At 69.9% G+C, this 26,645-nt stretch carries 21 protein-coding genes and 1 tRNA gene; 14 read left to right on the top strand and 8 right to left on the bottom strand.

What is annotated here, in order from left to right; translation table 11 throughout:
- The first annotated feature begins 130 nt into the window (after positions 1-130).
- The 7 genes from eno (at position 131) to ABZ855_RS21170 (ending at position 7,241) form a co-directional block, all read left to right on the top strand.
- Positions 131-1,411 carry a phosphopyruvate hydratase gene (gene eno / locus ABZ855_RS21200; RefSeq protein ID WP_319212840.1) on the top strand — a complete coding sequence of 427 codons (1,281 nt, stop codon included), beginning with the start codon at positions 131-133 and terminating at the stop codon, positions 1,409-1,411.
- Between the two features lie 122 nt (positions 1,412-1,533).
- The gene (locus tag ABZ855_RS21195) at positions 1,534-2,010 is read left to right on the top strand and encodes a septum formation initiator family protein (RefSeq protein WP_360808944.1); all 477 of its coding nucleotides are present in this window, start codon (positions 1,534-1,536) and stop codon (positions 2,008-2,010) included.
- Between the two features lie 25 nt (positions 2,011-2,035).
- Positions 2,036-2,554, top strand: a complete 519-nt coding sequence (locus ABZ855_RS21190) for a DUF501 domain-containing protein (protein ID WP_360808942.1) — start codon at positions 2,036-2,038, stop codon at positions 2,552-2,554.
- Between the two features lie 119 nt (positions 2,555-2,673).
- On the top strand, positions 2,674-2,850 hold the full coding sequence (locus ABZ855_RS21185) for a hypothetical protein (RefSeq protein ID WP_360808940.1): 177 nt from the start codon (positions 2,674-2,676) through the stop codon (positions 2,848-2,850).
- A gap of 44 nt (positions 2,851-2,894) precedes the next feature.
- Positions 2,895-3,836 (top strand): Ppx/GppA phosphatase family protein, encoded by a 942-nt coding sequence (locus ABZ855_RS21180; protein ID WP_360808938.1) that lies wholly within the window; start codon positions 2,895-2,897, stop codon positions 3,834-3,836.
- A gap of 431 nt (positions 3,837-4,267) precedes the next feature.
- Positions 4,268-5,656 (top strand): NAD(P)/FAD-dependent oxidoreductase, encoded by a 1,389-nt coding sequence (locus ABZ855_RS21175; protein ID WP_360808936.1) that lies wholly within the window; start codon positions 4,268-4,270, stop codon positions 5,654-5,656.
- Between the two features lie 280 nt (positions 5,657-5,936).
- Complete coding sequence (locus tag ABZ855_RS21170) at positions 5,937-7,241, top strand: cyclopropane-fatty-acyl-phospholipid synthase family protein (protein ID WP_360808934.1); 1,305 nt, start codon at positions 5,937-5,939, stop codon at positions 7,239-7,241.
- A gap of 68 nt (positions 7,242-7,309) precedes the next feature.
- Here the strand turns inward: ABZ855_RS21170 and ABZ855_RS21165 are convergent, their stop codons facing one another.
- Together ABZ855_RS21165 and ABZ855_RS21160 are read right to left on the bottom strand one after the other, a co-directional pair.
- A complete protein-coding gene (locus tag ABZ855_RS21165; RefSeq protein ID WP_360808932.1) occupies positions 7,310-9,850 on the bottom strand; it encodes an FtsX-like permease family protein in 2,541 nt (846 codons plus the stop codon).
- A gap of 67 nt (positions 9,851-9,917) precedes the next feature.
- A complete protein-coding gene (locus ABZ855_RS21160) occupies positions 9,918-10,697 on the bottom strand; it encodes an ABC transporter ATP-binding protein (RefSeq protein ID WP_319212827.1) in 780 nt (259 codons plus the stop codon).
- Positions 10,698-11,132: 435 nt separating this feature from the next.
- On the opposite strand from ABZ855_RS21160, the gene ABZ855_RS21155 reads away from it, so the two are divergent.
- The 3 genes from ABZ855_RS21155 to ABZ855_RS21145 all read left to right on the top strand — a co-directional run bounded on the left by ABZ855_RS21155 (position 11,133) and on the right by ABZ855_RS21145 (position 13,674).
- Positions 11,133-11,216, top strand: a tRNA-Leu gene (locus tag ABZ855_RS21155).
- 151 nt (positions 11,217-11,367) lie between these two features.
- Complete coding sequence (locus ABZ855_RS21150) at positions 11,368-12,540, top strand: 4-hydroxybenzoate 3-monooxygenase (RefSeq protein ID WP_360808929.1); 1,173 nt, start codon at positions 11,368-11,370, stop codon at positions 12,538-12,540.
- A 228-nt stretch (positions 12,541-12,768) separates the two neighbouring features.
- Positions 12,769-13,674 carry a Bax inhibitor-1/YccA family protein gene (locus ABZ855_RS21145; protein ID WP_360808927.1) on the top strand — a complete coding sequence of 302 codons (906 nt, stop codon included), beginning with the start codon at positions 12,769-12,771 and terminating at the stop codon, positions 13,672-13,674.
- 56 nt (positions 13,675-13,730) lie between these two features.
- Here the strand turns inward: ABZ855_RS21145 and ABZ855_RS21140 are convergent, their stop codons facing one another.
- The gene (locus tag ABZ855_RS21140) at positions 13,731-13,961 is read right to left on the bottom strand and encodes a DUF4287 domain-containing protein (protein ID WP_053742046.1); all 231 of its coding nucleotides are present in this window, start codon (positions 13,959-13,961) and stop codon (positions 13,731-13,733) included.
- Positions 13,962-14,065: 104 nt separating this feature from the next.
- On the opposite strand from ABZ855_RS21140, the gene ABZ855_RS21135 reads away from it, so the two are divergent.
- Positions 14,066-14,377 (top strand): hypothetical protein, encoded by a 312-nt coding sequence (locus ABZ855_RS21135; protein ID WP_360808925.1) that lies wholly within the window; start codon positions 14,066-14,068, stop codon positions 14,375-14,377.
- Between the two features lie 183 nt (positions 14,378-14,560).
- Here ABZ855_RS21135 and ABZ855_RS21130 read toward each other — a convergent pair whose 3' ends face one another.
- The 3 genes from ABZ855_RS21130 to ABZ855_RS21120 form a co-directional block, all read right to left on the bottom strand.
- Entirely contained in the window at positions 14,561-15,349 is a 789-nt protein-coding gene (locus ABZ855_RS21130; RefSeq protein ID WP_360809115.1) for a hypothetical protein, read from the bottom strand.
- 275 nt (positions 15,350-15,624) lie between these two features.
- Positions 15,625-16,845 (bottom strand): acetyl-CoA C-acetyltransferase, encoded by a 1,221-nt coding sequence (locus ABZ855_RS21125; RefSeq protein ID WP_360808923.1) that lies wholly within the window; start codon positions 16,843-16,845, stop codon positions 15,625-15,627.
- 131 nt (positions 16,846-16,976) lie between these two features.
- Positions 16,977-17,945, bottom strand: coding sequence for a LysR family transcriptional regulator (locus ABZ855_RS21120; RefSeq protein WP_360808921.1), 969 nt, complete (start codon positions 17,943-17,945; stop codon positions 16,977-16,979).
- A 162-nt stretch (positions 17,946-18,107) separates the two neighbouring features.
- Here ABZ855_RS21120 and ABZ855_RS21115 point away from each other — a divergent pair, with 162 nt between their 5' ends.
- A complete protein-coding gene (locus tag ABZ855_RS21115; RefSeq protein ID WP_360808919.1) occupies positions 18,108-21,386 on the top strand; it encodes a S8 family serine peptidase in 3,279 nt (1,092 codons plus the stop codon).
- Between the two features lie 91 nt (positions 21,387-21,477).
- Here ABZ855_RS21115 and ABZ855_RS21110 read toward each other — a convergent pair whose 3' ends face one another.
- Together ABZ855_RS21110 and ABZ855_RS21105 are read right to left on the bottom strand one after the other, a co-directional pair.
- Complete coding sequence (locus ABZ855_RS21110) at positions 21,478-22,350, bottom strand: L,D-transpeptidase family protein (protein WP_360808917.1); 873 nt, start codon at positions 22,348-22,350, stop codon at positions 21,478-21,480.
- Positions 22,317-23,597 carry an Ig-like domain-containing protein gene (locus ABZ855_RS21105; protein ID WP_360808915.1) on the bottom strand — a complete coding sequence of 427 codons (1,281 nt, stop codon included), beginning with the start codon at positions 23,595-23,597 and terminating at the stop codon, positions 22,317-22,319. Before ABZ855_RS21105 ends, ABZ855_RS21110 begins: the two co-directional genes overlap by 34 nt.
- Before the next feature lie 108 nt (positions 23,598-23,705).
- Here ABZ855_RS21105 and ABZ855_RS21100 point away from each other — a divergent pair, with 108 nt between their 5' ends.
- Positions 23,706-24,419: a response regulator transcription factor gene (locus tag ABZ855_RS21100; RefSeq protein WP_360808913.1), complete on the top strand. Its 714-nt coding sequence runs from the start codon at positions 23,706-23,708 to the stop codon at positions 24,417-24,419.
- A 173-nt stretch (positions 24,420-24,592) separates the two neighbouring features.
- A complete protein-coding gene (locus ABZ855_RS21095; protein WP_360809113.1) occupies positions 24,593-26,329 on the top strand; it encodes a HAMP domain-containing sensor histidine kinase in 1,737 nt (578 codons plus the stop codon).
- Positions 26,330-26,645 lie beyond the last annotated feature (316 nt).

Below are 26,645 nucleotides of genomic sequence, written 5' to 3'. Positions count from 1 at the left end.
GGGGGTGGTCGGACGGCTGGCCGATCGCCCGGAGCCGGTTAGGCTCATCATCGCGGAGCCGCCGCGGCCCCGTACTCGCGAGGCCCAGCAGCCCCGCGTACCCCGCGTCACATTCCATAAGGAGATGCTCGTGCCGTCCATCGACGTCGTCGTAGCCCGGGAAATCCTCGACTCGCGAGGCAACCCCACCGTCGAGGTCGAGGTCGGCCTCGATGACGGCAGCACCGGTCGTGCCGCCGTCCCGTCCGGCGCCTCCACCGGTGCCTTCGAGGCCATCGAGCTGCGCGACGGTGACCCCAACCGCTACCTCGGCAAGGGTGTCGAGAAGGCCGTCCTCGCCGTCATCGAGCAGATCGGCCCGGAGCTCGTCGGCTACGACGCCACCGAGCAGCGCCTGATCGACCAGGCCATGTTCGACCTGGACGCCACCGACAACAAGGGCTCCCTCGGCGCCAACGCCATCCTCGGCGTCTCCCTCGCCGTCGCCCACGCCGCGTCCGAGGCCAGCGATCTGCCCCTGTTCCGCTACCTCGGCGGCCCGAACGCGCACCTGCTGCCCGTTCCGATGATGAACATCCTCAACGGCGGCTCCCACGCGGACTCCAACGTCGACATCCAGGAGTTCATGATCGCCCCGATCGGCGCGGAGTCCTTCTCCGAGGCGCTGCGCTGGGGTGCGGAGATCTACCACACCCTCAAGAAGGTGCTGAAGACCAAGGGCCTGTCCACCGGTCTCGGCGACGAGGGCGGCTTCGCCCCGAACCTCGAGTCCAACCGCGCCGCGCTCGACCTCATCATCGAGGCCATCAAGCAGGCCGGTTACGTGCCCGGCGAGCAGATCGGCCTGGCGCTCGACGTCGCCGCGTCCGAGTTCTACAAGGACGGCAAGTACGAGTTCGAGGGCAAGTCCCGCACGGCCGCCGAGATGACCGAGTACTACGAGGAGCTCGTCTCCGCGTACCCGCTCATCTCCATCGAGGACCCGCTGTACGAGGACGACTGGGACGGCTGGAAGACCATCACCGGCAAGCTGGGCGACAAGGTCCAGATCGTCGGCGACGACCTCTTCGTCACCAACCCGGAGCGCCTCGCCCGTGGCATCGAGGAGGGCTCCGCGAACGCCCTGCTCGTCAAGGTCAACCAGATCGGCTCGCTGACCGAGACCCTGGACGCCGTCGAGCTGGCCCAGCGCAACGGCTTCAAGTGCATGATGTCCCACCGCTCCGGCGAGACCGAGGACGTCACCATCGCCGACCTCGCCGTCGCCGTGAACTGCGGCCAGATCAAGACCGGCGCCCCGGCCCGCTCGGACCGCGTCGCCAAGTACAACCAGCTCCTGCGCATCGAGGAGATCCTCGACGACGCGGCGGTGTACGCCGGCCGCAGCGCCTTCCCGCGCTTCAAGGGCTGAGCGGCCGTGGCGGCCGTGGCGTCCGTGGCCGCAGAGGCTTAGGCAGCGTCGTACGTACGTCCCCGTACGCGGTCCCGTACCGTGTGCGGGGACGTACGCGCGTGTGAACGGGAGGCGGGAACATGGCCGTGAAGGACCGGGACCGGTTCTCCACCGCGACCAGGATCAAGCTGCTCGGCGAGCAGACGGCGGCCCGCGTCTACCGTTCGCAGACCAAGCGCCAGGCCCGCCGCTCCCGTCTGACCGGCCGGGCGGCCCTGCTCGCCCTGGTCCTGTGCACGCTGGTCGTCGCCCTCGCCTACCCGATAAGGCAGTACGTCTCCCAGCGCGCCGACATCGCCGAGATGGAGCGCGAACGCGACCAGGCCAGCCGGCGGGTCGAACAACTCCGCGACCTGAAGGCACGCTGGCAGGACGACGCGTACGCGGAACAGCAGATCCGGCAGCGGCTGCACTATGTGATGCCGGGCGAGACCGGTTACGTCGTGATCGACCCGGACGCGGCGAAGCAGTCGCGCGTCGACCTGGGCGCGGCCGACCGCCCCTGGTACGCGAACGTCTGGGACGGCGTGGACAAGGCCGATGCCGCCCACCAGTGAAGTGAACGGAACAGAGAAGACAGGTATGGACACGCCCCCGCCCTCCACCCCGCGCACCGAGCCGACCGACGCGGACGTCGAGGCATTCAAGGAGCAGCTGGGCCGCCCCCCGCGCGGGCTGCGCGCCATCGCGCACCGGTGCCCCTGCGGGCAGCCGGACGTCGTCGAGACGGCGCCTCGGCTGCCGGACGGCACGCCCTTCCCCACGACGTACTACCTGACGTGCCCGCGCGCCAATTCGGCGATCGGCACGCTGGAGGCGAACGGCGTGATGAAGGAGATGACGGAACGGCTGGCGACGGATCCCGAGCTGGCCGCGTCGTACCGGGCCGCGCACGAGGACTACATTCGGCGCCGGGACGAGATCGAGGTGCTGACCGGGTTTCCGAGCGCGGGTGGGATGCCGGACCGGGTGAAGTGCCTGCATGTGCTGGTGGCGCACTCTCTGGCCGCCGGGCCGGGGGTGAATCCTCTCGGGGACGAGGCGATCGCGATGCTGCCGGAGTGGTGGGCGAAGGGGGCGTGTGTGGTGTCGGGGGAGTGAGTTTCGCCCCCGCCGCCCCTACCCGTCCCATCCCTTCCTGGGGGCTGCGCCCCCAGACCCCCCTTTCGCGCTGCCGCGCTCGTCCTCAAACGCCGGACGGGCTGGAATGGGCCGGTGCCGTGCTCGTCCTCAAGCGCCGGGCGGGCTGGTATGGGCCGCTGAACGTGCTCGTCCTCGAACGCCGGGCGGGCTGGTATGGGCCGCTGAACGTGCTCGTCCTCGAACGCCGGGCGGGCTGGTATGGGCCGCTGCCGTGCTCGTCCTCACATGCCGGGCGGGCTGGAATCGACCGCTGAACGTGCTCGTCCTCGAACGTCGGGCGGGCTGGAATGGACTGACCATGACCCGTGTCGCCGCCATCGACTGCGGTACGAACTCGATCCGTCTCCTCGTCGCCGATGTCGACCCGGACAGCGGTGCGCTCGTCGATCTGGACCGGCGGATGACCATCGTCCGGCTCGGGCAGGGCGTCGACCGTACGGGGCGGCTGGCACCCGAGGCGCTGGAGCGGACCTTCGCGGCGTGCCGGGAGTACGCCGGGATCATCAAGGAGCACGGCGCCGAGCGGCTGCGCTTCGTCGCGACCTCCGCCTCGCGGGACGCGGAGAACAGGGACGAGTTCGTACGGGGGGTGCTGGACATCCTGGGTGTCGAGCCCGAGGTCGTCTCGGGCGAGCAGGAGGCCGAGCTGTCCTTCACCGGCGCCACCAGGGAACTCGCGGGGCGCGACGACCTCGCCACGCCGTACCTCGTCGTGGACATCGGCGGCGGCTCGACCGAGTTCGTGGTCGGGGACGGTCACGTGCGCGGGGCACGCTCCGTGGACATCGGGTGCGTACGGATGACCGAGCGGCACCTGGTGCGGGACGGGGTCGTCCTGGACCCGCCGGGGGAGGAGCGGATCGCCGCCGTGCGGGCCGACATCGAGGCCGCCCTCGACCTCGCGGAGCAGACCGTGCCGCTGGGCGAGGCGCGCACGCTGGTGGGGCTCGCCGGGTCCGTCACCACGGTGTCGGCGATCGCGCAGAACCTGGCCGAGTACGACTCCGCGGCCATCCACCACTCCCGGGTCTCCTACGACCGCGTCCGCGAGATCACCGAGATGCTTCTCCGGTCCACGCATGCCGAGCGCGCGGCGATTCCGTCGATGCATCCGGGGCGGGTCGACGTGATCGGCGCGGGGGCTCTGGTACTGCTTTCGATCATGGAACGGATCGGCGCTTCGGAGGTCGTCGTGAGTGAGCACGACATCCTCGACGGCATCGCTTTTTCGCTCGCCTGACCCTCGACTGACCCTCGCCTGGCCCTCGGCTGAGCAGGCCGTACAACGTATGAGCGCACCTGAGGGGGTGTTCGCGGCCCCCCGGTGACGCCCTCTCGGGAAAGTTCGTGAAGTTCTTCACAAGGAATTCGGTCCTGTTGGGCGACGAACGTCGTCCGGAGGGCCTTTTCGGGGGCTCACCTGGGGTGGGAGCGTGCTCGGGGGAGCGTTCCGGCGGTGATTCCAGGGGGTGTTGCGGGGGGCTGGTCCAGTCCCCCCGGCGGCCCGGAAGAGCAGTTCACGCGGCATTGACATCGGGGCGTACCGCCCTCTGGTCCCCCTCGCGGAGCATGGGCCCGGCGAAGTGAGTCGCGCAGTGTAGCAGAGGGGGCGCATAAGCTTGTGAAGGGGCGCACGAGCGACCCCCCTGGGCCGGGTGGATACTCGATGGCATGAGCACCACGGAGCGTCCCAGGATCCTCGTAGTAGGCGGTGGGTACGTAGGCCTGTACGCAGCTCGGCGCATCCTCAAGAAGATGCGCTACGGCGAGGCGACCGTCACGGTCGTCGACCCCCGGTCGTACATGACCTACCAGCCCTTCCTCCCCGAAACCGCCGCCGGCAGCATTTCGCCGCGCCACGTCGTCGTACCGCTGCGACGTGTGCTGCCCAAGGCGGAAGTTCTCACCGGTCGGGTCACCACCATCGACCAGGACCGCAAGGTCGCCACGATCGCCCCCCTCGTGGGTGAGGCGTACGAGCTGCCTTTCGACTACCTCGTCATCGCCATGGGCGCGGTCTCCCGCACCTTCCCGATCCCCGGCCTCGCCGAACAGGGCATCGGTATGAAGGGCATCGAGGAGGCCATCGGCCTGCGCAACCACGTCCTCGAGCAGCTGGACAAGGCCGACTCGACGACCGACGAGGAGATCCGCCGCAAGGCGCTCACCTTCGTCTTCGTCGGCGGTGGCTTCGCGGGTGCGGAGACCATCGGCGAGGTCGAGGACATGGCGCGCGACGCGGCGAAGTACTACACCAGCGTGTCCCGTGAGGACATGCGGTTCATTCTCGTCGACGCCGCCGACAAGATCCTTCCCGAGGTCGGCCCGAAGCTGGGCCAGTACGGCAAGGAGCACCTCGAGAGCCGCGGCGTCGAGATCTACCTTTCGACCTCCATGGACTCGTGCGTCGACGGGCATGTCGTTCTGAAGAACGGGCTCGAGGTCGACTCCAACACCGTCGTGTGGACCGCGGGCGTCAAGCCCAACCCGGTCCTGTCGCGCTTCGGCCTGCCGCTCGGCCCGCGCGGTCACGTGGACGCCCAGCCGACCCTCCAGGTCACGGGTACGGACTACATCTGGGCCGCGGGCGACAACGCCCAGGTGCCGGACGTGGCCGCCCGCAAGGCCGGCGTGGAGAACGCCTGGTGCCCGCCGAACGCGCAGCACGCGCTGCGTCAGGCGAAGGTCCTCGGCGACAACGTGGTCTCCGGTATGCGGGGCTTCCCGCAGAAGGAGTACTCGCACTCCAACAAGGGCGCTGTCGCGGGTCTCGGTCTGCACAAGGGCGTCGCGATGATCGTCATGGGCAAGATCAAGATCAAGCTCAAGGGTCGTCTCGCGTGGTACATGCACCGTGGCTACCACGGGCTCGCGATGCCGACGTGGAACCGGAAGATCCGGGTGTTCGCGGACTGGACGCTGGCGATGTTCCTGAAGCGTGAGGTTGTCGCGCTCGGGGCGCTGGAGACTCCTCGTGAGGAGTTCTACGAGGCCGCCAAGCCGGCGCCGGTCGCTGCGGCCAAGAAGGTCGAGGAGAAGACCGAGGCCAAGGCCTCCTGAGCTTGGCCTGTACGACCTGGCCTTCCGGTCAGTGAGTGTCCCTGAAGGGGCTGCCCGCCATCCGTGGTGCGGGTGGCCCCTTCGGGCGTTTTTTCGCCCCCGCCGCCCCTACCCGTCCCATCCCGTTCCTGGGGGCTGCCGCCCCCAGACCCCCGCTACGGCCCTGAACGGGCCTTGTCCTCAAACGCCGGACGGGCTGAAACAAAAGGGCGAGTCCGGGCTGTTGGTGTTTCTGTGAGTGTTGGACATTCTCGGTCAGGTCGTAACGGAGGTGTGCGCCATGCCCGAAGCCGCGTCGCGGCTGCAGAGCTTCGCCGAGCAGTTGTTGGGGGTTCCGCTCCCGATGCGCATCCGCGCCTGGGACGGTTCGCAGGCCGGGCCGCCGGGCGCCCCCACGCTGGTCATCCGCAACCGTCGCGCCCTGCGCCGACTGCTGTGGAAACCCGGCGAGCTGGGGCTTGCCCGGGCCTGGGTCGCCGGTGATCTGGACATCGAGGGGGACTTCTACGCCGCCCTCGACCTGCTGTCCGGGCTGGTCTGGGAACGCGGTGAGGACGCCCGGAGTCTCGCCGAGACCCTGCGTGAGCCGGGCGCGCGGGCCGCGGTGGGCGGGCTCGTGAAGATGGCGGGGCTCCCTGTTCCTCCGTCCCCGCCCCGGGAAGAGGTGCCGCGCAGGCGTCGGGGGCGGCACACCAGACGAGCCGACAAACGCGCCGTCAGCCATCACTACGACGTCGGCAACGACTTCTACGGACTCGTCCTCGGCCCGTCCATGGTGTACTCCTGCGCCTACTGGGAGACCCCGGACGGCACCACCGCCCTCGAGGAAGCCCAGCACGACAAGCTCGACCTCATCTGCCGCAAGCTCGCCCTCACGCCCGGCATGCGCCTCCTCGACGTCGGCTGCGGCTGGGGCTCCCTCGCCGTCCACGCCGCCCGGCAGTACGGCGTACAGGTCCTCGGCGTCACGCTCTCGCAGGAGCAGGCCGCGTACGCCCGTAAGCGCGTCGCCGACGAGGGGCTCACCGACCGGGTCGAGATCCGGGTGCAGGACTACCGGGACGTCTCCGACGGGCCCTTCGACGCCGTCTCCTCCGTCGGCATGGCCGAGCATGTGGGGAGCGAGCAGTATCTGGCGTACGCGCGCGAGCTGTACGCCCTGCTCAAGCCCGGGGGGCGGCTGCTCAATCATCAGATCGCCCGTCGTCCGCAGTCGGACGAGGACGCGTACAGCCTCGACGGGTTCATCGACGCCTACGTCTTCCCGGACGGCGAACTCGCGCCCCTCGGCACCACCGTCACCCAGCTCGAGCAGGCCGGGTTCGAGGTGCGTGACGTCGAGTCGATCCGGGAGCACTACGCGCTGACCCTGCGGCAGTGGGTGACCGGTCTCGAGGCCGACTGGGCGCGCGCCCAGCAGCTCGCCGGCCCCGGGCGCGCACGCGTCTGGCGGCTGTACATGGCCGCCTCCGCCCTCGCCTTCGAACACAACCGCCTCGGCGTCAACCAGGTCCTCGCCGTGCGCACCACCGAGTCGGGCGCCTCCGGGATGCGCTTGCGGGCCCGTACCTGGAACGCTGGCTGAACGGGAGTTGGGCCCCGTGTCATCCTCCGCGGGGCCCAACTTCCGTACCGTCTCCTGTACTTGTGCCTCTACTCCGCCTTGATCGCCGTCAGCATGTTCAGGCGGGCCGCGCGGCGGGCCGGCCACAGGGCCGCCAGGACGCCCACCGTGGCGGCGAGGAGCAGGAACAGCGCCATCCTGGCCCAGGGCAGGACGAGTTCGTACGTCGGCGTGGTCGAGCCCAGCAGTTCACCGGCCGCCCAGCCGAAGAACACGCCCAGGCCGATGCCCAGGACCCCGCCGAAGAGGGAGATGACCAGGGACTCCAGGCGGACCATCCGCTTGATGCCCTTGCGGTCGAGGCCGATCGCGCGGAGCATGCCGATCTCCTGGGAGCGTTCGAACACCGACATGGCCAGCGTGTTGATGACGCCGAGGACCGCGACCAGGACCGCCATCGCCAGCAGGCCGTAGAGCATGTTCAGCATCAGCGTGAACATCCGTGCGACCTCGTTGGACAGGTCCTTCTTGTCCTGGATCTTGATGGCCGGGTTGGCGCCCAGGGCCTTCTCCAGCCGGTCCTTCGTCGCGTCCGTCGCGCCGTCCGACGTCTTCACCAGGACCTGGCTGTCCGCCGCCCGGTTCGCGTCGGTCCCGTGGGCGGCCAGCAGGGAATTGTCGAGCATCATGCCGTTGAACATCTCGTTGCTCTCGTACACCCCGGCCACCGTCAGCCGCTGCTTCCGGCCGTCCTCGTACGCCACGGTGAAGGCCGAACCCGCCTTCCACTTGCGGTACTTGGCCGTCCTGTCGTCCACGACCACGTGCGAGGCGTCGACCTTGAACGTGCCCTCGTCGACCGTCAGCTTCGTCAGCCCGCCGATCGTGCTCCCGTCGACCCCGGTCACGGACTCCGTCGTACCGTCGATCCGTACGGGATCCTGACGCATGGAGCTGATCGCGGTCACCCCGGACGTCTTCGACAGTTTCGCGGCGACATCGGGGGAGAGATCGTTGCCGTTGGCCATCCTGACGACGTAGTCGGCGCTGATCGAGGCCGTGGCCATCTTGTCGATCGCCTTCTGGAGACTGCCCGCCATCACCGTCATCCCGGTGATGAGCGTGAGCCCGATCATCAGCGCCGAGGCCGTGGCCGCCGTACGACGGGGGTTGCGGACCGAGTTCTGGCGGGCCAGCTTCCCCGAGACACCGAACACGCGCATGAGCGGGGCCGCGGCGGCGATCAGCGGGCGGGACAGCAGCGGGGTGAGGATGAAGACCCCGATGATGAGCAGGCACGCGCCGATGCCCATGGGGGCCTGACCGTCCGAGCCGCCCATCGTCGTGGCCGCCAGGACCACGGCGACGCCCGCTCCCGAGAACAGCGCGCCGAGCGTGTTGCGCAGCACCAGCGACCTGGTCGTGGCCGTCGCGTGGACGCTGCTCATGGCGGCGACCGGCGGGATCTTCGCGGCGCGGCGGCCGGGGAGCCAGGCCGCCAGCATGGTGATGAGGATGCCGACGGCGAGGGCCGCGCCGACCGTGCCCGGCGTCACGATCAACGGTCCGTCGGGCACGGTCGCCCCGAGCGTGCCCAGCAGGGCCTTCAGCCCGGCCCCGATGCCGATGCCGGCGACCAGCCCGGTCACCGCCGCCACCGCGCCGACCACGAACGCCTCGATCAGCACCGACCGGGTGACCTGCCGGCGCGAGGCGCCGACCGCCCGCATCAGGGCGAGTTCCTTGGTGCGCTGGGCGACCAGCATCGTGAAGGTGTTGGCGATGATGAACGTACCGACGAACAGCGCGATACCGGCGAAGACCAGCAGGCCCTGCTTCAGGCCGCTCATCGACGCGGAGATGATCTCCGCCTGGTCATGGGCGAGTTGGGCGCGGGTCGTGGTCTCGACGGTGTCGTCCTGCGGCAGGGCCTTGTCGAGGGCCGCCTTGAGCGCGCTCTGGCTCGTGCCGGCCGCCGCCTTGACGTCGATCTCGTCGTACGTGCCCTGCTTGCCGAACAGCTTCTGCGCGGTCGCCGTGTCGAAGAGGGCGAGGCTGCCGCCCGCCGCCACGTTTCCGTCGTCCGTGGTGAAGATGCCGGAGACGGTGGGGGAGAGCACCGGGCCGTCCACCGACAGGCGCACGGTGTCGCCGACCTCGTAGCCGGCCCGCTCGGCGGTCCTCGCGTCGAGGGCGACCTGACCGGCGCCCTTGGGCGCGACGCCGTCCTTCAGCGGGTACCGGGCGTCCTTGGTGCCCCAGTAGTTCCCGCCCTGTGACTGGAAACCGCCGCCGATCAGCTTGCCGTCCTTGTCGGCGATGGCCGTGAAGCCGTTCACGACCCCGATGACGGAGGCGGCGCCCGGTACCTTCGCGCTCTCGTCGAGCAGGGCCTGCGTCAGCTCCGGCGTCTTGCCGATCTTGTCGCCCACATCCTCCCGGTAGCCCGGCTGCACGGCGACGTCGACCTGGTCGAAGCCCTTGGCGGAGCTGTTCTGGAGGGCGTTCGCGAGGGTGTTGGTGAAGACGAGGGTCCCGGACACGAACGCCACGCCAAGCATCACGGCGAGCACGGTCATCAGAAGCCTGGCCTTGTGCGCGAGTACGTTGCGCAGGGCGGTACGGAACATGGGTGTCGTCTCAGTCCGGTGTCGTATGGGATGCGGAGGGGGCTGCCGTACGGGAGTCGAGTGGCCGTCAGCTGGTACGGACGGCCCGGGTGTCCAGCCGCTTCATGCGGTCCAGGACGCCGTCCGCCGTCGGACCGTGCAGCTCGTCCACGATCCGGCCGTCCGCGAGGAACACCACCCGGTCCGCGTACGCCGCCGCCACCGGGTCGTGGGTGACCATCACGACCGTCTGGCCCAGTTCCCGTACGGAGTTGCGCAGGAAGCCCAGTACCTCGGCGCCCGCGCGGGAGTCGAGGTTCCCGGTCGGCTCGTCGCCGAAGATGATGTCGGGGCGGGAGGCCAGCGCCCGGGCCACGGCGACGCGCTGCTGCTGCCCGCCGGAGAGCTGCGAGGGGCGGTGGCGGAGCCGGTCGGCGAGGCCGATCATCGAGATCACCGAATCCAGCCACTCCTTGTCGGGTTTGCGGCCCGCGATGTCCATCGGGAGGGTGATGTTCTCGAGGGCCGTCAGCGTCGGCAGCAGGTTGAACGCCTGGAAGATGAAGCCGATCTTGTCCCGGCGCAACTTGGTGAGCTGCTTGTCCTTGAGGGAGCCCAGCTCGGTGTCGCCGATGCGCACGGAGCCGGACGAGAAGGAGTCGAGGCCCGCCACGCAGTGCATGAGCGTGGACTTGCCGGAGCCGGACGGGCCCATGATCGCGGTGAACTCGGCCTGGCGGAAGTCCACGGAGACCCGGTCGAGGGCGACTACCTGCGTCTCGCCCTGTCCGTAGACCTTGGACAGTTCCGTGGCTCGGGCGGCCACCGAGGTGGTGGTCCGGTCGGCGAGGGGGGTGCTGGCGGTCACGGGCGGGCTCCTGTCGGGATGTGGCGAGGCGATGGGTTCGAGGCGAGGGGTTCGAGGCGAAGCTCGTCAACCACGTGAACCATCGTCATGGCCGGGGGCCGCCGTGTAGTCAGCCGTAGTTCTGGTTCCGAAGGCAGACTCCGGAGGGACCCGACGGGCCCGTGTCATACCTGGGGATGACGGCTGCCCCCCGGAGCCCCCGGACGGGGGAATGGCAAGAACAGGTGGAGCCCCCTTGTTCGGACGGTGAAATTCCGTCATTCCGCATGCGCGCCGGGCTGCCTCACGAAAGGCTATTGGCAAGTGCGGATGGCTCGTTCCAGGTGCTGATGCACCCTCAGAAGTCAATAAAATAAGACAACATCGGGACCCTGACCCGCAGTTCGGGTGGGGCGTCCCGATAGGCTCGGAACCTCGATGCGGAGCCCAGGGCCTGCCCGGATGGTGGAATGCAGACACGGCGAGCTTAAACCTCGCTGCCCCTTCGCGGGCGTGCCGGTTCAAGTCCGGCTCCGGGCACTTTCGACTGCCGTTTGCCGGATTTGTCGGTGCTGCCTTCATTGAGGTCTTCACCACGAAACCGTTGACAGCGGGCGTGCGCGGTCAGAGACTCCTCCTAGCTTCTTCGTGAAGGAAATTTCACTACACGAACGCATGAAGGGAACGACCGATGCGTACCACCGTCGGCATCATCGGAGCCGGCCCCGCCGGGCTCCTGCTCGCCCGGCTGCTGCACAACGCCGGTATCGACTCGGTCGTCCTGGAGAGCCGTGACCGACAGTACGTCGAGCACCGGCAGCGGGCCGGGATCCTGGAGCAGGGGACCGTCGACGTACTGCGCGAGGCCGGCGCCGGCGCGCGCATGGACCGGGAGGGCCTGCGCCACGACGGCATCGAGCTGCGCTACGACAGGAAGCGCCACCGCGTCGACTTCCCCGCCCTCACCGGCGGCCGGTCCGTGATGGTGTACGCGCAGACCGAGGTCTGCAAGGACCTCATCGCCCTCCAGCTGGCCGAGGGCGGCCCCCTGCTCTTCGAGGCGGAGGCGCTCGCGGTGGAGGGCGCCGACAGCGACAGCCCGCGCGTGCGGTTCCGGCACGAGGGGCGTGAGGACGTCCTGGAGTGCGATTACGTCGTCGGGTGCGACGGCTTCTGGGGAGCGGCCCGTACGGCGATCCCCGCCGAACTCACCCAAGTCTTCGAACGGTCGTACCCCTTCGGCTGGCTCGGCATCCTCGCCGACGTACCGCCCTCGCACGACGAGCTGGTCTACGCCCGCCACGACCGCGGCTTCGCCCTGCTGTCCATGCGCTCCCCGTCCGTCTCCCGCCTCTACCTCCAGGTGCCCGACGGCACCGACGCCGACGCGTGGAGCGACGAGGAGATCTGGGACGAGCTGGAGCGGCGCTTCGAGACCGCCGACGGCTGGAAGCTCGACCGGGGGCCCATCACCCAGAAGTCCGTCACCCCGATGCGCAGCTACGTCCACGAGCCGATGCGGTACGGACGGCTGTTCCTGGCCGGCGACGCCGCGCACATCGTGCCGCCCACCGGCGCCAAGGGACTCAACCTCGCCGTCGGCGACGTCGTGACGTTCGCACGCGCACTGACACACCAGAAGGACACGGGGTCGGCCGAACTGCTCGACGCGTACTCCGAGACCTGTCTGCGCCGGGTCTGGCAGGCGGAGCGGTTCTCGTACGACATGACGACCCTCCTCCACCGGTCGCCGGAGGCCACCCCCTTCGAGGACCGGCTCCAGCTGGCCCGGCTGGAACGGATCGCCGGGGCCCGTTCGGCGGAGACAGACCTCGCCGAGGGGTACACGGGCTTTCCCCTGTGACGAGCGTGCGCCCTGCGGCGACCGCGGTGGGTGTTGATCAGGGCGGGGTCTCGGCTTCGTACCGGGTTGGTCATGGTCCCGGGCCTCCGTAGCCGGGAATCAGGGGGGCGCGTAGCGTGTTCGCGACAGGGACAAGGGAAAGATCCTCCCCAAGCACTAGGGTCAATCCTTTGCCCACCCATTACTCTTGAGCCCAAGGCCCACACACGGTGGCCATGGAGGAGTGAAATGAGGAGCAGCAACCCGGTCTTCTCGCGACGGGGGTTCAGCCGCGACAACGGCTACGCGGGCTTCAACACCGCGCCGCAGGCCGGGGGAGCAGCTGTCGGTACGCAGCCGGGCAACCCGTATGCGGACCCGCACGCCCAGCAGGGCGGCAACCCGTACGCGACCAACCCGTACGCGCAGCAGGACGTTCAGCACGGCGCACCGCAGGCCCCGGTCTCCACCGGCCGGATGACGATGGACGACGTCGTCATGCGGACGGCCACCACACTCGGTGTGCTGGTCGTCACGGCGGCGCTCGCCTGGGCGCTGCTGCCCGTGGACGACGCGAACATCAGCAAGTCCTACGGCATCGCCATCGGCGCCGGTCTCGTCGCGATGGTCCTGGGCCTGGTCCAGTCGTTCAAGCGCAAGGCCTCGCCCGCGCTGATCGTGACGTACGCGGCGCTCGAGGGTGTCTTCCTCGGTGTCGTCTCCAGCGTCGTCGACAACCGCATCGCGAGCGGTGCGGCCATGCAGGCCGTGATCGGCACGATGGCGGTCTTCGTCGCCGTACTCGTGGCGTACAAGGCGGGCTGGATCCGCGTCAACCGCCGCTTCTACGGCTTCGTGATGGCGGCCGCGCTCGGCTTCGTGCTGCTGATGGCCGTGAACCTGCTGTTCGCGGTGTTCGGCGGCGGTGACGGCCTCGGCTTCCGCAGCGGCGGCCTCGGCATCGTGTTCGGCATCATCGGCATCCTGCTCGGTGCGTGCTTCCTCGCCCTCGACTTCAAGCAGGTCGAGGACGGCATCGCCTACGGCGCGCCGCGCGAGGAGGCCTGGCTCGCCGCCTTCGGTCTGACGATGACGCTGGTCTGGATCTACCTGGAGTTCCTGCGGCTGATCGCCATCCTGCAGGGCAACGACTAGTACGCCAGGCAGTACCAGAAGGGCCCCGGGTTCGTCCCGGGGCCCTTCTGCGTCTCTCAGAGGAGCTTGCGCGCGGCCCTCCTCAGGTCGTACTCGTGAATGATCGCCTTGGCGTGCCCGTACGCGAGATTGTGCTCGTGCCGGAGCCAGCTGACCTTCTCCTCGAAGCGGAAGAGGGAGGGGCCTTCGTCGACGGTGCGCAGCCAGTCGGACACTTCACGACCGGTGCATTGGGGGATGCGGGCGAGCATGTTGCGGTGGGTCTCCTCGGAGAGGACGTGGGACATCGGCGCCTCCGGACGCAAAGGGGATGTAAGCCGGTCCTTCACGCCACGGTGCCTGAGGGTTGGGGCGTTGGCAACAGTCCGGTTGCGACGCGTAGTCTCGCGGCGTGCTGGATACCTCGCCTTTGACGCTTGCAGTGGATCACTTTGCCGACCGGTTGCGGGCGGCGCCGCAGAGTCGACTGCAGAGGGGGGCGGCGGCGGAGGCGCTGGGGCTGGCCAGGGAGTTGGCGCGGCGGGCGCAGTTGTTGGAGGCGCCGGGGGAGGAGCCTCGGGTGATGCCGGATGTGGGGATGTTTGCGGCGGCGGATCAGGTGACTCTTGCCGCGCGGGATCTGGCGTTGGTGTTGCGGGGGGAGGGGGAGTTGGCTGCGGCGTTGGCTCTTGTGGCGGAGGCTCAGCGGAGGGCCGGGGTCTGAGGGGCGGGGTGGTTGCGGGTTCGTTGTCGGCCGCCGCGCCGGTGGGGGCTTGTCGCGCAGTTCCCCGCGCCCCTAAAAGACCGGCCGGTTCCCGCGCCGCCGACCTGAAAGGCCGGCTCAGCTCCCGCGCCGCCGACCTGAAAGGCCTGCTGCTTCCCGCCGTCCATCTGAAAGCCGTACCTCTTACAGGGACGCTATGACCCTGTCCGCCAGTACGTACACCGTTTCCTCGCCGCATTCGAAGGTCAGGGCGTAGGCGCCCGAGATGCCTGAGCCGCCCAGGAGGACCGGGGCCGCGCCCGCGCGCAGGGCCGCGGAGAGACGTTCCGCCGTTTCGCGGTGGCCCGGGGTCATGCACAGGGTCGTACCGTCCGTGAAGACGTAGACGTCGAGGGTGCCCAGCGGGCCGGGGCGGACGTCCGCCAGGGCGGTGCGGGAGTCGGCGAGGTCCTCGAGGCAGGCGACCGTGCGTTCGTGGTCGTTCACCGCGGGCGACTGGGCCGGTACGAAGTCGGGGTGCGAGGGGTGCCGGCGACGGGCGGCGGCCAGTTCGGCGGACTCCCCGGTGAACTCGTCGACGTCGGTTCCGGCCTCGGTCACCGGCTCCAGGGACTCCAGGCCCGCGAAGTCCGCCGGGCGCGGCAGGAACAGTTCGCTGTCCGGGAGGCCGAGCAGGGAGGGGGCGTCAGCGGCGTCACGGGCCTCCTGGGCGGCCCAGAAGGCGCGTGCCTCGGCAAGCTCCCGCTCCCGCTCCTCGGCGAGCGCCTCGGCCACGGCGGCGCGTATCTCGGCGGTGTCCGAGGGAGTGCGGGCCTGCGGTACGAGATGGTGCGCGCCGACGGCGAGACTCTGGGCGGCGAGCTCGGCGTGCAGGGCCGTGATCTGTCGACGCAGCCCCAGCAGGGTGCGCAGAACGGCGACGCCCACTGCCGTGGTGATGGTGGCTGTGGCGAGCAGCAGAGCAAGAGGCATAGCGCTCACTGACGTACTCCCGGTTCAAAGTCGACCCCCGACTTCCTACATCAGCTTGAAGGGTGGACTAACCACCTGTCAGTGCGTAACGTCACGAAACGGACAGGACTTTGGGCCTGTGGTTTAGGGTCGAACATGATGTGACCTGCGCAAATACCCCGTCGGAGCGAGATAGGTCACATCCTGGGCGAGATTGGATCACAAAACGGCCCGGAACCCCGGTGGTTGAGGGGTTCCGGGCCGTTCTGTCGCATAAGGTGTCCGGCCGACTACGGTCAGCTCAGGCGCTCGATGACCATCGCCATGCCCTGGCCGCCGCCGACGCACATCGTCTCCAGGCCGAACTGCTTGTCGTGGAACTGGAGGGAGTTGATGAGCGTGCCGGTGATGCGGGCGCCCGTCATGCCGAAGGGGTGGCCGACGGCGATGGCGCCACCGTTCACGTTGATCTTCTCCAGCGGGATGCCCAGGTCGCGGTAGGAGGGGATCACCTGGGCGGCGAACGCCTCGTTGATCTCCGCCAGGTCGATGTCGTCGACGGTGAGGCCGGCGCGGCGCAGGGCCTGCCGGCTCGCCTCGACCGGGCCGAGGCCCATGATCTCGGGGGAGAGACCGGAGACACCGGTCGACACGATGCGGGCCAGCGGCGTCAGGCCCAGCTCGCGCGCCTTCGTGTCGCTCATGACGACGACGGCGGCGGCGCCGTCGTTCAGCGGGCAGCAGTTGCCGGCCGTGACCAGTCCGTCCGGACGGAACACCGGCTTCAGCCCCTGGACGCCCTCCAGCGTCACGCCCGCGCGCGGACCGTCGTCCTTGCTGACAACCGTGCCGTCGGGCAGCGTCACCGGGGTGATCTCGCGCTCCCAGAAGCCGTTCTTGAGGGCTTCCTCGGCGAGGTTCTGCGAACGGACGCCGAACTCGTCCATGTCCTGACGCGTCACGCCCTTCAGACGGGCGAGGTTCTCGGCGGTCTGCCCCATCGAGATGTAGGCGTCCGGCACGAGACCGTCCTCGCGCGGGTCGTGCCACGAGGTGCCCTCCTGCTCGGCGACGGCGGCGGTACGCGCCTCGGCCTCGGCGAAGAAGGGGTTGCGCGTGTCGGGCAGCGAGTCCGAGTTGCCCTTGGTGAACCGGGAGACCATCTCGACACCGGCCGAGATGAAGACGTCGCCCTCGCCCGCCTTGATGGCGTGCAGCGCCATGCGGGAGGTCTGGAGCGAGGAGGAACAGTAACGGGTGATCGTGCAGCCCGGCAGGTGATCCATGCCCATCTGTACGGCGACGATCCGCCCGAGGTTGTTGCCCTGCTCGCCACCGGGCAGACCGCAGCCGAGCATCAGGTCGTCGATGTCCCGCGGGTCCAGCTCGGGGATCTTGGCCAGCGCGGCCTGGATGATCGTGGCGGTGAGATCGTCCGCCCGGAGCTCCTTCAGGGAGCCCTTGAAGGCGCGTCCGATGGGAGAACGGGCGGTCGAGACGATGACGGCTTCCGGCATGACGGCTCCATTGGCGTGCGAGGGCGTTTTTTACTTCTGGCGGGCGGACCCGCTTGGGAAGTTACCCGTCCGTATGGCCCCGGTCACGGGTGTGGCGGTGTGACTCGGGCCGCACTTTTCTAAGCGCTTGCTCAGGTAAGGTCGGAGGGGCTCGTCCGGCCCTTTCCCTCCAGCCACTTCCAGTAGACCCCCGCCCGCCGCACCTCGGCCCAGTACGCCTTCGCGAGCGCGTCGCGCAGCGCGGGCGCGTGCTCGGCGAGGGGACTTCCGGCGGCCCACACCAGGCGTTGCCGCACACCCATCGGGTTCCCGGCCAGCGGCCGGGCGACGACACCATCGCGCTCGGTCACCAGCGGGTGTGCGAGGGCGACCCCGTGGCCCTGCCCGACCAGCGGGAACACCACGCTCGCGCTCAGCCGCTGCACCCGGCGCGGGACGAACCCGGCCCGTCGGCAGGCGGCCCGGAACTGCGCCCGCATCCGTTCGTCCTTGTTCTCCCCGACGAGCCAGGTCTCGCCGGAGAGGGCCGAGAGCGGGATGTCGGTGCCGGCGGCCAGCGGGTGCTGTTCGGAGATCAGCACGAAGACGGGGTCCACGGCGAGAAGGGCGTCAGCGAGTTCGCGGCGCAGGGGCAGCTCGTACTCCGGGTAGTCCACGGCCAGGCCGAAGTCGAGCCGGCCGGTGGCGAGCAGCTCGAGCTGCTCCTCCTCGGTGTCGCAGGTGTGCAGGGTGATCTCGGCCCGGGGGAGCAGTTGGCGCGCGGTGGTCACCAGTACGGCGGTGAGCGGGCCCGGGACCGAGCCGAGCCGCAGCGCGGTCAGGTCGGAGTCCTCGGGGCCCCGCTGCCGTACGTCACGCATGAGGTCCTCGTGGGCCGTGAGGATGCCGTGCGCGTGCGCGAGGACCATCGCGCCGAACGCCGTGGGCCGGGAGCCGCTGCCGTCCCGTACGAACAGCGAACCGCCCAACGCGCGCTCTATGCGCTGGAGTTGGGCGGTCAGGGCGGGCTGGGTGAAGCCGAGCGCCGCCGCGGCGCGGGTGATGGAGCCGGCCTCGGCGATCGCGTTCAGGACGCGTAAGTGGCGGAACTCCAGATCCATAGCGCGATGTTATGGGCGGTTGGGAGTACCCGGAAGATCGCCTCCGGCGGGACAGTCGACCGCAACCGGAGTCACCACCGGCACAGGGGAGGCCGTATGTCCCGCATGTCTCGAAAACTGGCCGGCGCACTGGTAACCGCCTTATTGGTACAGGGAGTCGCGGTGGCCGCGCCGGCCTCCGGCGCCACGGACAGCGTCGCTGTCCCCGCCTGGACCCGCGGAACCGGATCGCAGGACGCCACCACTCACCGGGTCACCCTCGTCACCGGCGACCGCGTCGACCTGTCGGGCGCCGGTGTGGCCATCGAGCCCGGGCCCGGCCGTGAGGCGACGGGATTCCAGCAGTTCGAGCGCGACGGTCATCAGTACGTCGTACCGAACGACGCACTGAGCCTGGTCACCGGCGGCCAGGTCGACGAGCGGATGTTCGACGTGACGGGACTCGTCGCGGCCGGGTACGACGACGCCGCCACGGCCGTACTGCCCGTGATCGTGACGTACACCGACGCGACGCTCGGCAGCCGCAGCCTGCGTGCCGCGGACGGAGCCCGGGTGACCCGCGCCCTGCCCTCCGTCGACGGCGCCGCGGTGGCCGTGGGGAAGGAGACTGCGGGCACCTTCTGGGAGGGGGTGACCGAGGGCGGCCGTACGACCGGACTGCGCGCCGCGAGCGGTGTCGCGAAGCTCTGGCTGGACGGTAAGCGGCAGGTCGCCCTGGACCGGAGTGTGCCGCAGATCGGCGCGCCGACGGCCTGGCAGGCGGGGTACGACGGGAGCGGCGTGACCGTCGCCGTCCTCGACACCGGCTACGACGCGACCCACCCGGACCTGGCCGGACGGGTCAAGGAGGCTGTGAACTTCACGGACGCGCCCGACGCGGACGACAACGTCGGTCACGGCACGCATGTGGCGTCGACGGTCGCGGGCGGCGGCGGGAAGTACAAGGGGGTCGCGCCCGGGGCCTCGCTGATCGTCGGGAAGGTGTGCAGCGACCGTGACTGCGCCGACTCGTCGATCCTGGCCGGAATGGAATGGGCCGCCTCTCGCGCCAGGGTGATCAACATGAGCCTCTCCGGTGACGACACCCCGGGACTGGACGTGCTGGAGGAGGCGGTCAACACGCTGACGGCGAAGACCGGCGCCCTCTTCGTGGTGGCGGCCGGCAACGACGGCGGCGCGGACGGCTCGGTCGACTCCCCGTCCACGGCGGACGCCGCGCTCTCCGTGGGCGCCGTCGACAAGGAGGACGTCATGGCGTCCTTCTCCAGCCGGGGACCGCGCGAGGACGGCGCGATCAAGCCGGAGATCACCGCACCCGGCGTCGACATCGTCGCCGCCCGTGCCGTGCACGCGGGCAGCGAGTACATCGAGGTCGAGCCCGGCTACACCTCCCTCTCCGGCACCTCCATGGCCACCCCGCACGTGGCCGGAGCGGCGGCCCTGCTCGCCGGACAGCACCCGAACTGGCGAGCGGCCGAGCTGAAGGCGGCCCTGATGGCGTCGGCGACTCCGACCTCCGGCGCGAACGTCAACGCGCAGGGCGCGGGCCGCGTGGACGTCGCCCGGGCGATCGACCAGTCGGTCCTCGCCTCGCCGACGGCCCTGCCCCTGGGCACGCAGGCCGCCCCGGCGGACGACGACATACCGGTCGTCAGGACGGTGACGTACCGCAACGAGGCCAAGGAGCCGGTGAACCTGGACCTGACGGCTCGGGTGAACGGACCGGAGGGCTCGCCCGCCCCGGCCGGCATGTTCACGGTCAGCCCGGAGCGCGCGACCGTACCGGCGGGCGGATCGGTCCAGGTGACGGTGACCGCCGACACGCGCGTGCAGAGCGGTACGGGGGACTTCCAGGGCGCGCTGGTCGGCACGGACACGACCACCAAGGCCTCGGTCCGCGTCCCCCTGACCATCACCAAGGCCACGCCCACCCACAACCTGACGGTCAAGGTCATCGACCGCGCGGGCAACCCGGCCACCGACTTCTGGACCGACATCACGAGCCTGGACGGCTCGGTCTACCGCTTCGTGTACCCCTCGAGCTCGGGCACGGTGGCCCTCCCGGCGGGCAGCTACACGGTGAACGCGTCGGTCGTCACACCGACGGACGGCAGTACGACCCTGCTGGTCCGCCCCACCCTCACGGTGACCGGCGACAGCGAGATCGTCCTCGACGCGCGCAAGGGCACACCGGTCTCGGCGACCCTCCCGCGCAAGGACGCGAGTCTGCGCCTGGCGGCGGTCGGCTTCCGCCGCGAACTCACCAACGGGCTGGGCCTCGGCATGCGGGCCATCGCCGACTCCTACGACAAGCTGTTCACCGCCGCGCTGGGTGACGACGTGGGCCCGGGCGAGGGCAAGCTCGTGTCGGACGTACGCGGCTTCTGGGCGAAGAAGAACGCGCAGGGCACGTACGACGACTCGCCGTACGAATACGTGCTGGTGTGGTTCGAGCGGGGGCACCTGCCGACGAACTTCCGCCACGTGGTGCGGCAGAGCGAACTGGCGACGGTAAAACACCAGTACTACTCGGTGACTTCGGGAGGTCAGTCGAGGGCGTTCACCCACAACTTCGGCTTCCCGCCGGAGGGCGGCAGCGCGCTGTCGGCGGGTGCCATCTGGTTCGACGCCCCGGGCCGCACCCGGACCGTCTACTACAAGGCCGCCGACACGATGTGGGAGACGCGCTACAACCAGTACGCGGCCGACGGCACCTTCCAGACACAGTTCCTGACGAACTACGAGACCTACAAGCCGGGCAAGCGCTACACGACGGAGTGGCAGAAGGCGGTACCCGGCCCGCGCTTCAGCCGCACGACGGCAGTCGTCCGGGACGGCAACCGGCTGTCCTTCAACGTCCCCATGGCGGGCGACCAGGCAGGCCACACCGGCTACTCGACGTACGACACGAGCAGGGTCGCCTTCTACTACGGCGACCGCAAAATCGTGGAACTGGACTACCCGTGGACGGACGCCTCGGGCACGCTTCCGGCGGCCGAGGCGACCTACCGCCTGGAGTACTCCGCCGAACGCAGCGCGAAGGGCGGCGGCTTCGACCTCGGTACGAGCGTCAGCGGCTCCTGGACCTTCCGCTCGGGCGAGACGAGCGGCGGAGAGACGCCACTCGGCCTCTCGGCGTTCGACTTCGCGCCGATCGTCGACCGGAACAACACGAGCGGCGTGCCGGCCGTCCCGGTGCGACTCGTACGACAGCCGGGGGCTGCTGCTTCGGCGGTGCGCTCGGTGTCGGTGGAGGTGTCCTACGACGACGGCAAGAACTGGCGCAAGGCGCACCTGGCGAAGACCGGCCGGGACACATGGCTGATGCCACTGCCCGGACGGCCCGTGTCCGGGGGGTACGTGTCGCTGCGGGCGAGCGCCGGGTTCGCGGACGGGGGTGCGGTGGAGTACCGGGTGATCCGGGGGTATCGGGTGGGGTGACCCATTGACCATGTGATGTCGTCAGGAACCGCCCCGGCGTCGCCGGGGCGGTTCCCTCTTGCTTGCCTTGGCGCCCTGAAGACGCGCGCCCTCACCGCTCGAGGGACGTGTCGTCCCCCATCACGATCACCGGGTGCAGTGCCGGGTCGAGGGTGTGCAGCAGGTCCTTCATGTGTTCCGGTGACAGGCTCACGCAGCCGTGGGTGGGGCCGCCGTGGTCGACGTGCAGCCAGATGCCGCCGCCCTTGTTCGCGCCGAGGGGACGGGTCCAGTCGAGCGGGGAGGTGCCCCGTCTGCGGTTGTAGTCGATCGCGACCACGTAATCGAAGGAGCCGGCGAGCGGCTCGCCCTCGAATCCGGTGCCGCCGATGGTGAAGGAACTGGACCGGTCGTACGGCAGCTTCGTGCCCGGGTCGGTGAGCAGTCCGCCCGCGTCGCTGAGGGTGAACACCCCGATCGGGGAACGCAGATCGCCCGCGTGATGGTCCTCGGTCCAGCCCCGGAGCGCGTTGTGGGCGGCCCAGGTCCGCCCCGCGATCCAGCCGTCGCCGGTACGCCGGTACAGCACCACCTGCGACGACGGGGAGTTCTTGTCCTCGCCGGTGACGACGAGGACCTGTCGGGCGGTGGCGGGGACGCGGGCGAGCGTACGGGGGCCGAGGCCCGGCAGTTCGGCCGATGCGGCGGGAGCGGCCGTGGCTCCGCCGGCCGCGTTCGGTCCTGATCCGGCGGCAGCCGTGTCGGGCGGGACCGCTCGGGCGTCCTGCGTACTGGTGGCGGTCGAGGGGGCGTCCCCCGTTGCTCCGGCGGCGCCGGGGCCCGCGCACCCGGCCAGGGCGAGCGTCAGGGTCAGGGCCAGGAGCGGGACCGGGTCGGGGACCGACAGCCGGGAACCCAGGGAGGAGAGGTGCTTCGCAAGGGCCAGGTGTCTCATCGCGCCGATCCGGCCTTCCACTCGTTCCACGGCATGTTCCAGCCGTTGAGCCCGTTGTCGGGGGCGATCACCTTGTCGTCGGAGTTCTTCACCACGACCACGTCTCCGAGAAGGGAGTTGTCGTAGAACCAGGCCGCGTCCTGGCCCGGGTCGCCGCCGCCCTTGGTGTCGTTGAGGCCCACACAGCCGTGGCTGATGTTGGACTTGCCGAAGACGGAGTCCTTCCCCCAGTAGTTGCCGTGGATGAAGGTGCCCGAAGTGGACAGTCGCATGGCGTGCGGGACGTCGGGGATGTCGTACTGGCCGGCGAAACCGACCGTGGCACCGTTCATGCGCGTCGACATCAGCTTCTCCGAGATGACCATCCGGCCGTTCCAGGTGGGCGACGAGTCGGCGCCCGCCGTGATCGGTATGCGCCGTACGGTACGGCCGTCCCGGACGACGTTCATGGTGTGCGCGGCGGCGTCCACGGTGGACACCTGACTGCGCCCGACCGTGAACCGGAGGGTCTTGTCCTGCTCGCCGTACGCGTCCGCGGCCCCCTTCACCCCGGCGAAGCGGATCCTGACGGTGACCGTGGAGCCGGCCTTCCAGTACTCCTCGGGACGGAAGTCGAGGCGCTGCCCGCCGAACCAGTGGCCCACGACGGTCTGGCCGCTGTCGGCACTGACCTCGACGGCCGACTCGACGGCCTTCCTGTCGGTGATCGCCTTGTCGAAGGTGAACGAGACCGGCATGCCCACGCCCACCGTGGAGCCGTTCTCCGGGGTGTGGGTGCCGGTGAACCGGTCGGCCTCGGCAAGGGTTTTGAAGGACACGGTACGGGTCGTGCGGTGGCCGTCGGTGCCGGTGCCGGTGCCGGTGCCGGTGCCGGTGGCCTCGGCGGTCAGCCGGTAGGCGGTCCCGCGTTCCAGGTCGGCCGAGGGGGCCCAACTCCGCTTGTCCGGGGACCGTTCGCCCGGCACCGCCCGTCCGTCCGGGCCGGTCAGGGACACCTTGGTGAGCGTGCCTCCCTCGACCGAGACCCGGCCGCCGGTGGTGACCGGCACATGGTCCTGCCCGTCGGCGGCCCGCAGTTCGAGCCGGGGTCCCGTCGCGGCTCCGGCGGCCTGCGCGGTCTTCTTCGCCGGGTTCCCGCCGGGGTTCTTCGCGTCCTCCGACCCTCCGGAGCCGCAACCGGCCAGCAGGCACACCGAGACAGCCAGCAGCGCCAGGGCGGACCGGGCCGGGACGCGAGGGGGAGGGCCGGTGTGATGTATGGATTCTCCGCTGTGCATGGGGTCAGCGTGGAGGGCGGATATCAGGAACTGGTCAGGGTGTGGGAAGAACCCCACAAGGGCTGTTCACCGCGCTGACGACGCCTCAACACACCTAGGGTCACCTGCGTGTGCGCATATATTCTGATCGCCGAAGACGACGGCATGCAGGCCGAGTTGATCCGCCGGCTCCTGGTCAAGGAAGGCCATGAGGCCGTCGTCGTCTTCGACGGACGGGCCGCTCTCGACACGGCCCGTGACCGCCGGCCCGACCTGGTGATCCTCGACGTCATGCTGCCGGGCCTCGACGGCTTCGGCGTCTGCCGTGTGCTGCGCCGGGACGCGGACATCCCGGTGCTGATGCTCACGGCCCGCTCCACCGAGGACGATCTGCTGCTCGGCCTCGACCTCGGCGCGGACGACTACATGACCAAGCCGTACAGTCCCCGGGAGCTGCTGGCACGCATCCGCATCGTGCTGCGCCGCACCCTGCGCCCCGTCGAGGAGTCCCCCGTACTGCGGCTCGGGGCCATCACCGTCGACCCCGTACGCCACGAGGTCACCTGCGACGGCGCGGAGGTCGGCTGCACGCCGGGTGAGTTCGCGATCCTGAACGCGATGGTCGCCGAGCCCGAACGCGTCTTCTCGCGCCGCCAGTTGCTGGAACACACGCGCGGCTACGACCGGGCGTCCACCGAACGCGCCGTGACCATGCACATCATGAACCTGCGCAAGAAGATCGAGCCGGACCCGAGCAGCCCCGTACGGCTGCTGACGGTGTTCGGGGTCGGTTACAAGCTGGTCGAGGGCGGGGCTCTCGCGGGCGACCGGGGTCCCGCGTGACCGGCCCGGACGGCGGGACGCCCCCCGTCCCCCGCATATCTCGCAGTCCCCGCAGTTCCCGCAGCCCCCGCAGTCCCCGCAGTCCCCGCGGTTCTCGCAGTCCCCGCGGTCCTCGCATTCCCTGGCGCAAGAGTCTCCTCGTACGGCTGCTGCTGACCTCCGTGGCGATCGCGATGCTGTCCGTCGGCGCCACCGCGTGGCTGGCCGTGCAGCTCACCACGCGGGCCATCCAGGAGGAACGCGGGCAGGTGCTCTCCGACGACTCCGAGCTCCTGAGCCGGCTCAGCGGTTACGCCGCGACCCACGCCGACTGGGACGGCGTCGAGTCCACCCTGCGCACGCTCTCACGCACACTGGACCGGCGTATCGCCCTGACGACCGCGTACGGAAAGCTCATCGCCGACTCCGCCGCACCAGGCACCGCACTCCCCGCCCGCGCCTCGGCCACCGTCGACCCGCTGCGCATCGACACCTACAGCGAGCCCGGTGCCCAACTCGCCGGTATCGACCCCCGGGCGGTGGGACCCTTCCGGCTGTCCGACGGCGAGGTCAAGGAGGCGGCCGCGGTGGCAGAGCAGCGGGTGAAGTGCCTGACGAAGTTCGGCGGGGGCGGCCACACCGAGCGGATGCCCAGCGGTCGTACGGTCGCCGTCCCCGAAGGCACCTCGGAGACCGTGATCTCGCAGTGCGCCGGCGCGGCGGACAGGGTGGTGATGCCCAGCGAGCGTACGGCGCTGGCGGCCCTCGGGAAGCTGATGACCGGCTGTCTCCCCGGCGACTACAAGCATCTGCTCGAGGTGGACCCCACGCTGCGGGAACTGTTCGGCGAAGACGTCGTCCCCGGGATGTCCGACAACACGGTTGGCGACCGCCAGATCCAGAACTGTCTCGACACGGCGCGCCGCACCCAGCTCGACCCCTATGTCGCCGCACCGGCGACCCTCTATCTCGGCGACCGCGAGCAACAGCGGTCGGGCTTCGACCTCTCACCCGCCAACAAGACCAAGATCATCGGAGTCACGGGTCTCGTCCTGGCCGTCACGATCACCCTGACCGCCCTCGTCGCCGTCCGTCTCGTACGCCCCCTGCGCGCCCTGACCGCCGCGGCCCGGCAGCCGACCGAGCACCACGCGCGGGTCGCCGTCACGACCAAGGACGAGACGGGCTTCCTGGCCGCCGCCTTCAACGACCTGACCGCGCGCCGGGAACAGCTGGAGGCCCAGAGGAAGGCCATGGTCAGCGACATCGCCCACGAGCTGCGCACCCCGCTGACCAATATCCGCGGGTGGCTGGAGGTCACCCGCGACGGACTGCTCGACCCCGACCCCGATCTCATCGCCTCCCTGCACGACGAGGCGCTGCAACTCCAGCACATCATCGACGACCTGAGCGACCTGGCCGCGGGCGACGCGGGCACCTTGCGCCTGCACCGGGAACCGCTCGCCGCGGACGAGCTGATCGGCCAGGTCGCCGCGGCCCATCGCAGCCGGGCCGAGGCGGCGGTCGTCCACCTGCGGGCGGACACCGTCCCCGGCCTCTGGATCGACGCCGACCCGGTGCGCATGCGCCAGGTCCTGGGCAACCTCGTCACCAACGCCCTGCGGCACACCCCCACAGGGGGCACGGTCACCCTCGCCGCCCGACAGACGGCGAACGAGGCGGTACTGACGGTGCGCGACACCGGGGACGGCATCGCGCCGGAGGACCTGCCCCACGTCTTCGACCGCTTCTGGCGAGCGGAGAAGTCCCGCAGCAGACGCACCGGGGGGAGCGGCCTGGGCCTGTCCATCGTGCGCCAACTCGTGGAGTCACACGGGGGATCAGTCGCGGCCGAGAGTGCCCCGGGCAGGGGGGCGGTGTTCACGGTTCGGCTGCCTCGGGTGGGGGAGCCGGAGGGGGACGGGCTGTGAGAGGGCATGTACGGGGGGTGGGTCCGATCGAGACGGTTCCACCATTCCCGCGAAGGCCAACTCGACCTAAAATCAGGGGACTTGCATAGTCGGGAGAATCAGGAGCCCGCGTGGAGATTGTTGTCCTGACTTTGTGCGTCGCGGCCGTATACGGACTTTTCCTGCGGACCCGAACCGCGCTCCACGCCCGGCGTCTCGGAACAGGACGGATTTCTCGCGCTCGGCGATCGGTCTCCGCAAAGCGCGGCCCTGCGCCCGTGGGCCGGAACGCTTCCACGCGCCGGCCACACTGCGTACAAGTTGGCGCAAGTTCGTG

It is taken from the genome of Streptomyces sp. NPDC047042, from assembly GCF_040644035.1.
Lineage (GTDB): Bacteria > Actinomycetota > Actinomycetes > Streptomycetales > Streptomycetaceae > Streptomyces.
Note: the sequence above shows the minus strand (reverse complement) of the source record. Positions and strands in the feature narration are given on the sequence as shown.

Excerpts from the sequence above, each read along its gene's own strand:
- ABZ855_RS21130 (WP_360809115.1), bottom strand. The coding sequence starts at position 15,349 with ATGCCTCTTGCTCTGCTGCTCGCCACAGCCACCATCACCACGGCAGTG.
- ABZ855_RS21150 (WP_360808929.1), top strand. The coding sequence starts at position 11,368 with ATGCGTACCACCGTCGGCATCATCGGAGCCGGCCCCGCCGGGCTCCTG.
- ABZ855_RS21095 (WP_360809113.1), top strand. The coding sequence starts at position 24,593 with ATGCTGTCCGTCGGCGCCACCGCGTGGCTGGCCGTGCAGCTCACCACG.
- ABZ855_RS21125 (WP_360808923.1), bottom strand. The coding sequence starts at position 16,845 with ATGCCGGAAGCCGTCATCGTCTCGACCGCCCGTTCTCCCATCGGACGC.
- ABZ855_RS21175 (WP_360808936.1), top strand. The coding sequence starts at position 4,268 with ATGAGCACCACGGAGCGTCCCAGGATCCTCGTAGTAGGCGGTGGGTAC.
- ABZ855_RS21195 (WP_360808944.1), top strand. The coding sequence starts at position 1,534 with ATGGCCGTGAAGGACCGGGACCGGTTCTCCACCGCGACCAGGATCAAG.
- ABZ855_RS21165 (WP_360808932.1), bottom strand. The coding sequence starts at position 9,850 with ATGTTCCGTACCGCCCTGCGCAACGTACTCGCGCACAAGGCCAGGCTT.
- ABZ855_RS21170 (WP_360808934.1), top strand. The coding sequence starts at position 5,937 with ATGCCCGAAGCCGCGTCGCGGCTGCAGAGCTTCGCCGAGCAGTTGTTG.
- ABZ855_RS21180 (WP_360808938.1), top strand. The coding sequence starts at position 2,895 with ATGACCCGTGTCGCCGCCATCGACTGCGGTACGAACTCGATCCGTCTC.
- ABZ855_RS21145 (WP_360808927.1), top strand. The coding sequence starts at position 12,769 with ATGAGGAGCAGCAACCCGGTCTTCTCGCGACGGGGGTTCAGCCGCGAC.
- ABZ855_RS21120 (WP_360808921.1), bottom strand. The coding sequence starts at position 17,945 with ATGGATCTGGAGTTCCGCCACTTACGCGTCCTGAACGCGATCGCCGAG.
- ABZ855_RS21190 (WP_360808942.1), top strand. The coding sequence starts at position 2,036 with ATGGACACGCCCCCGCCCTCCACCCCGCGCACCGAGCCGACCGACGCG.
- ABZ855_RS21140 (WP_053742046.1), bottom strand. The coding sequence starts at position 13,961 with ATGTCCCACGTCCTCTCCGAGGAGACCCACCGCAACATGCTCGCCCGC.
- ABZ855_RS21105 (WP_360808915.1), bottom strand. The coding sequence starts at position 23,597 with ATGCACAGCGGAGAATCCATACATCACACCGGCCCTCCCCCTCGCGTC.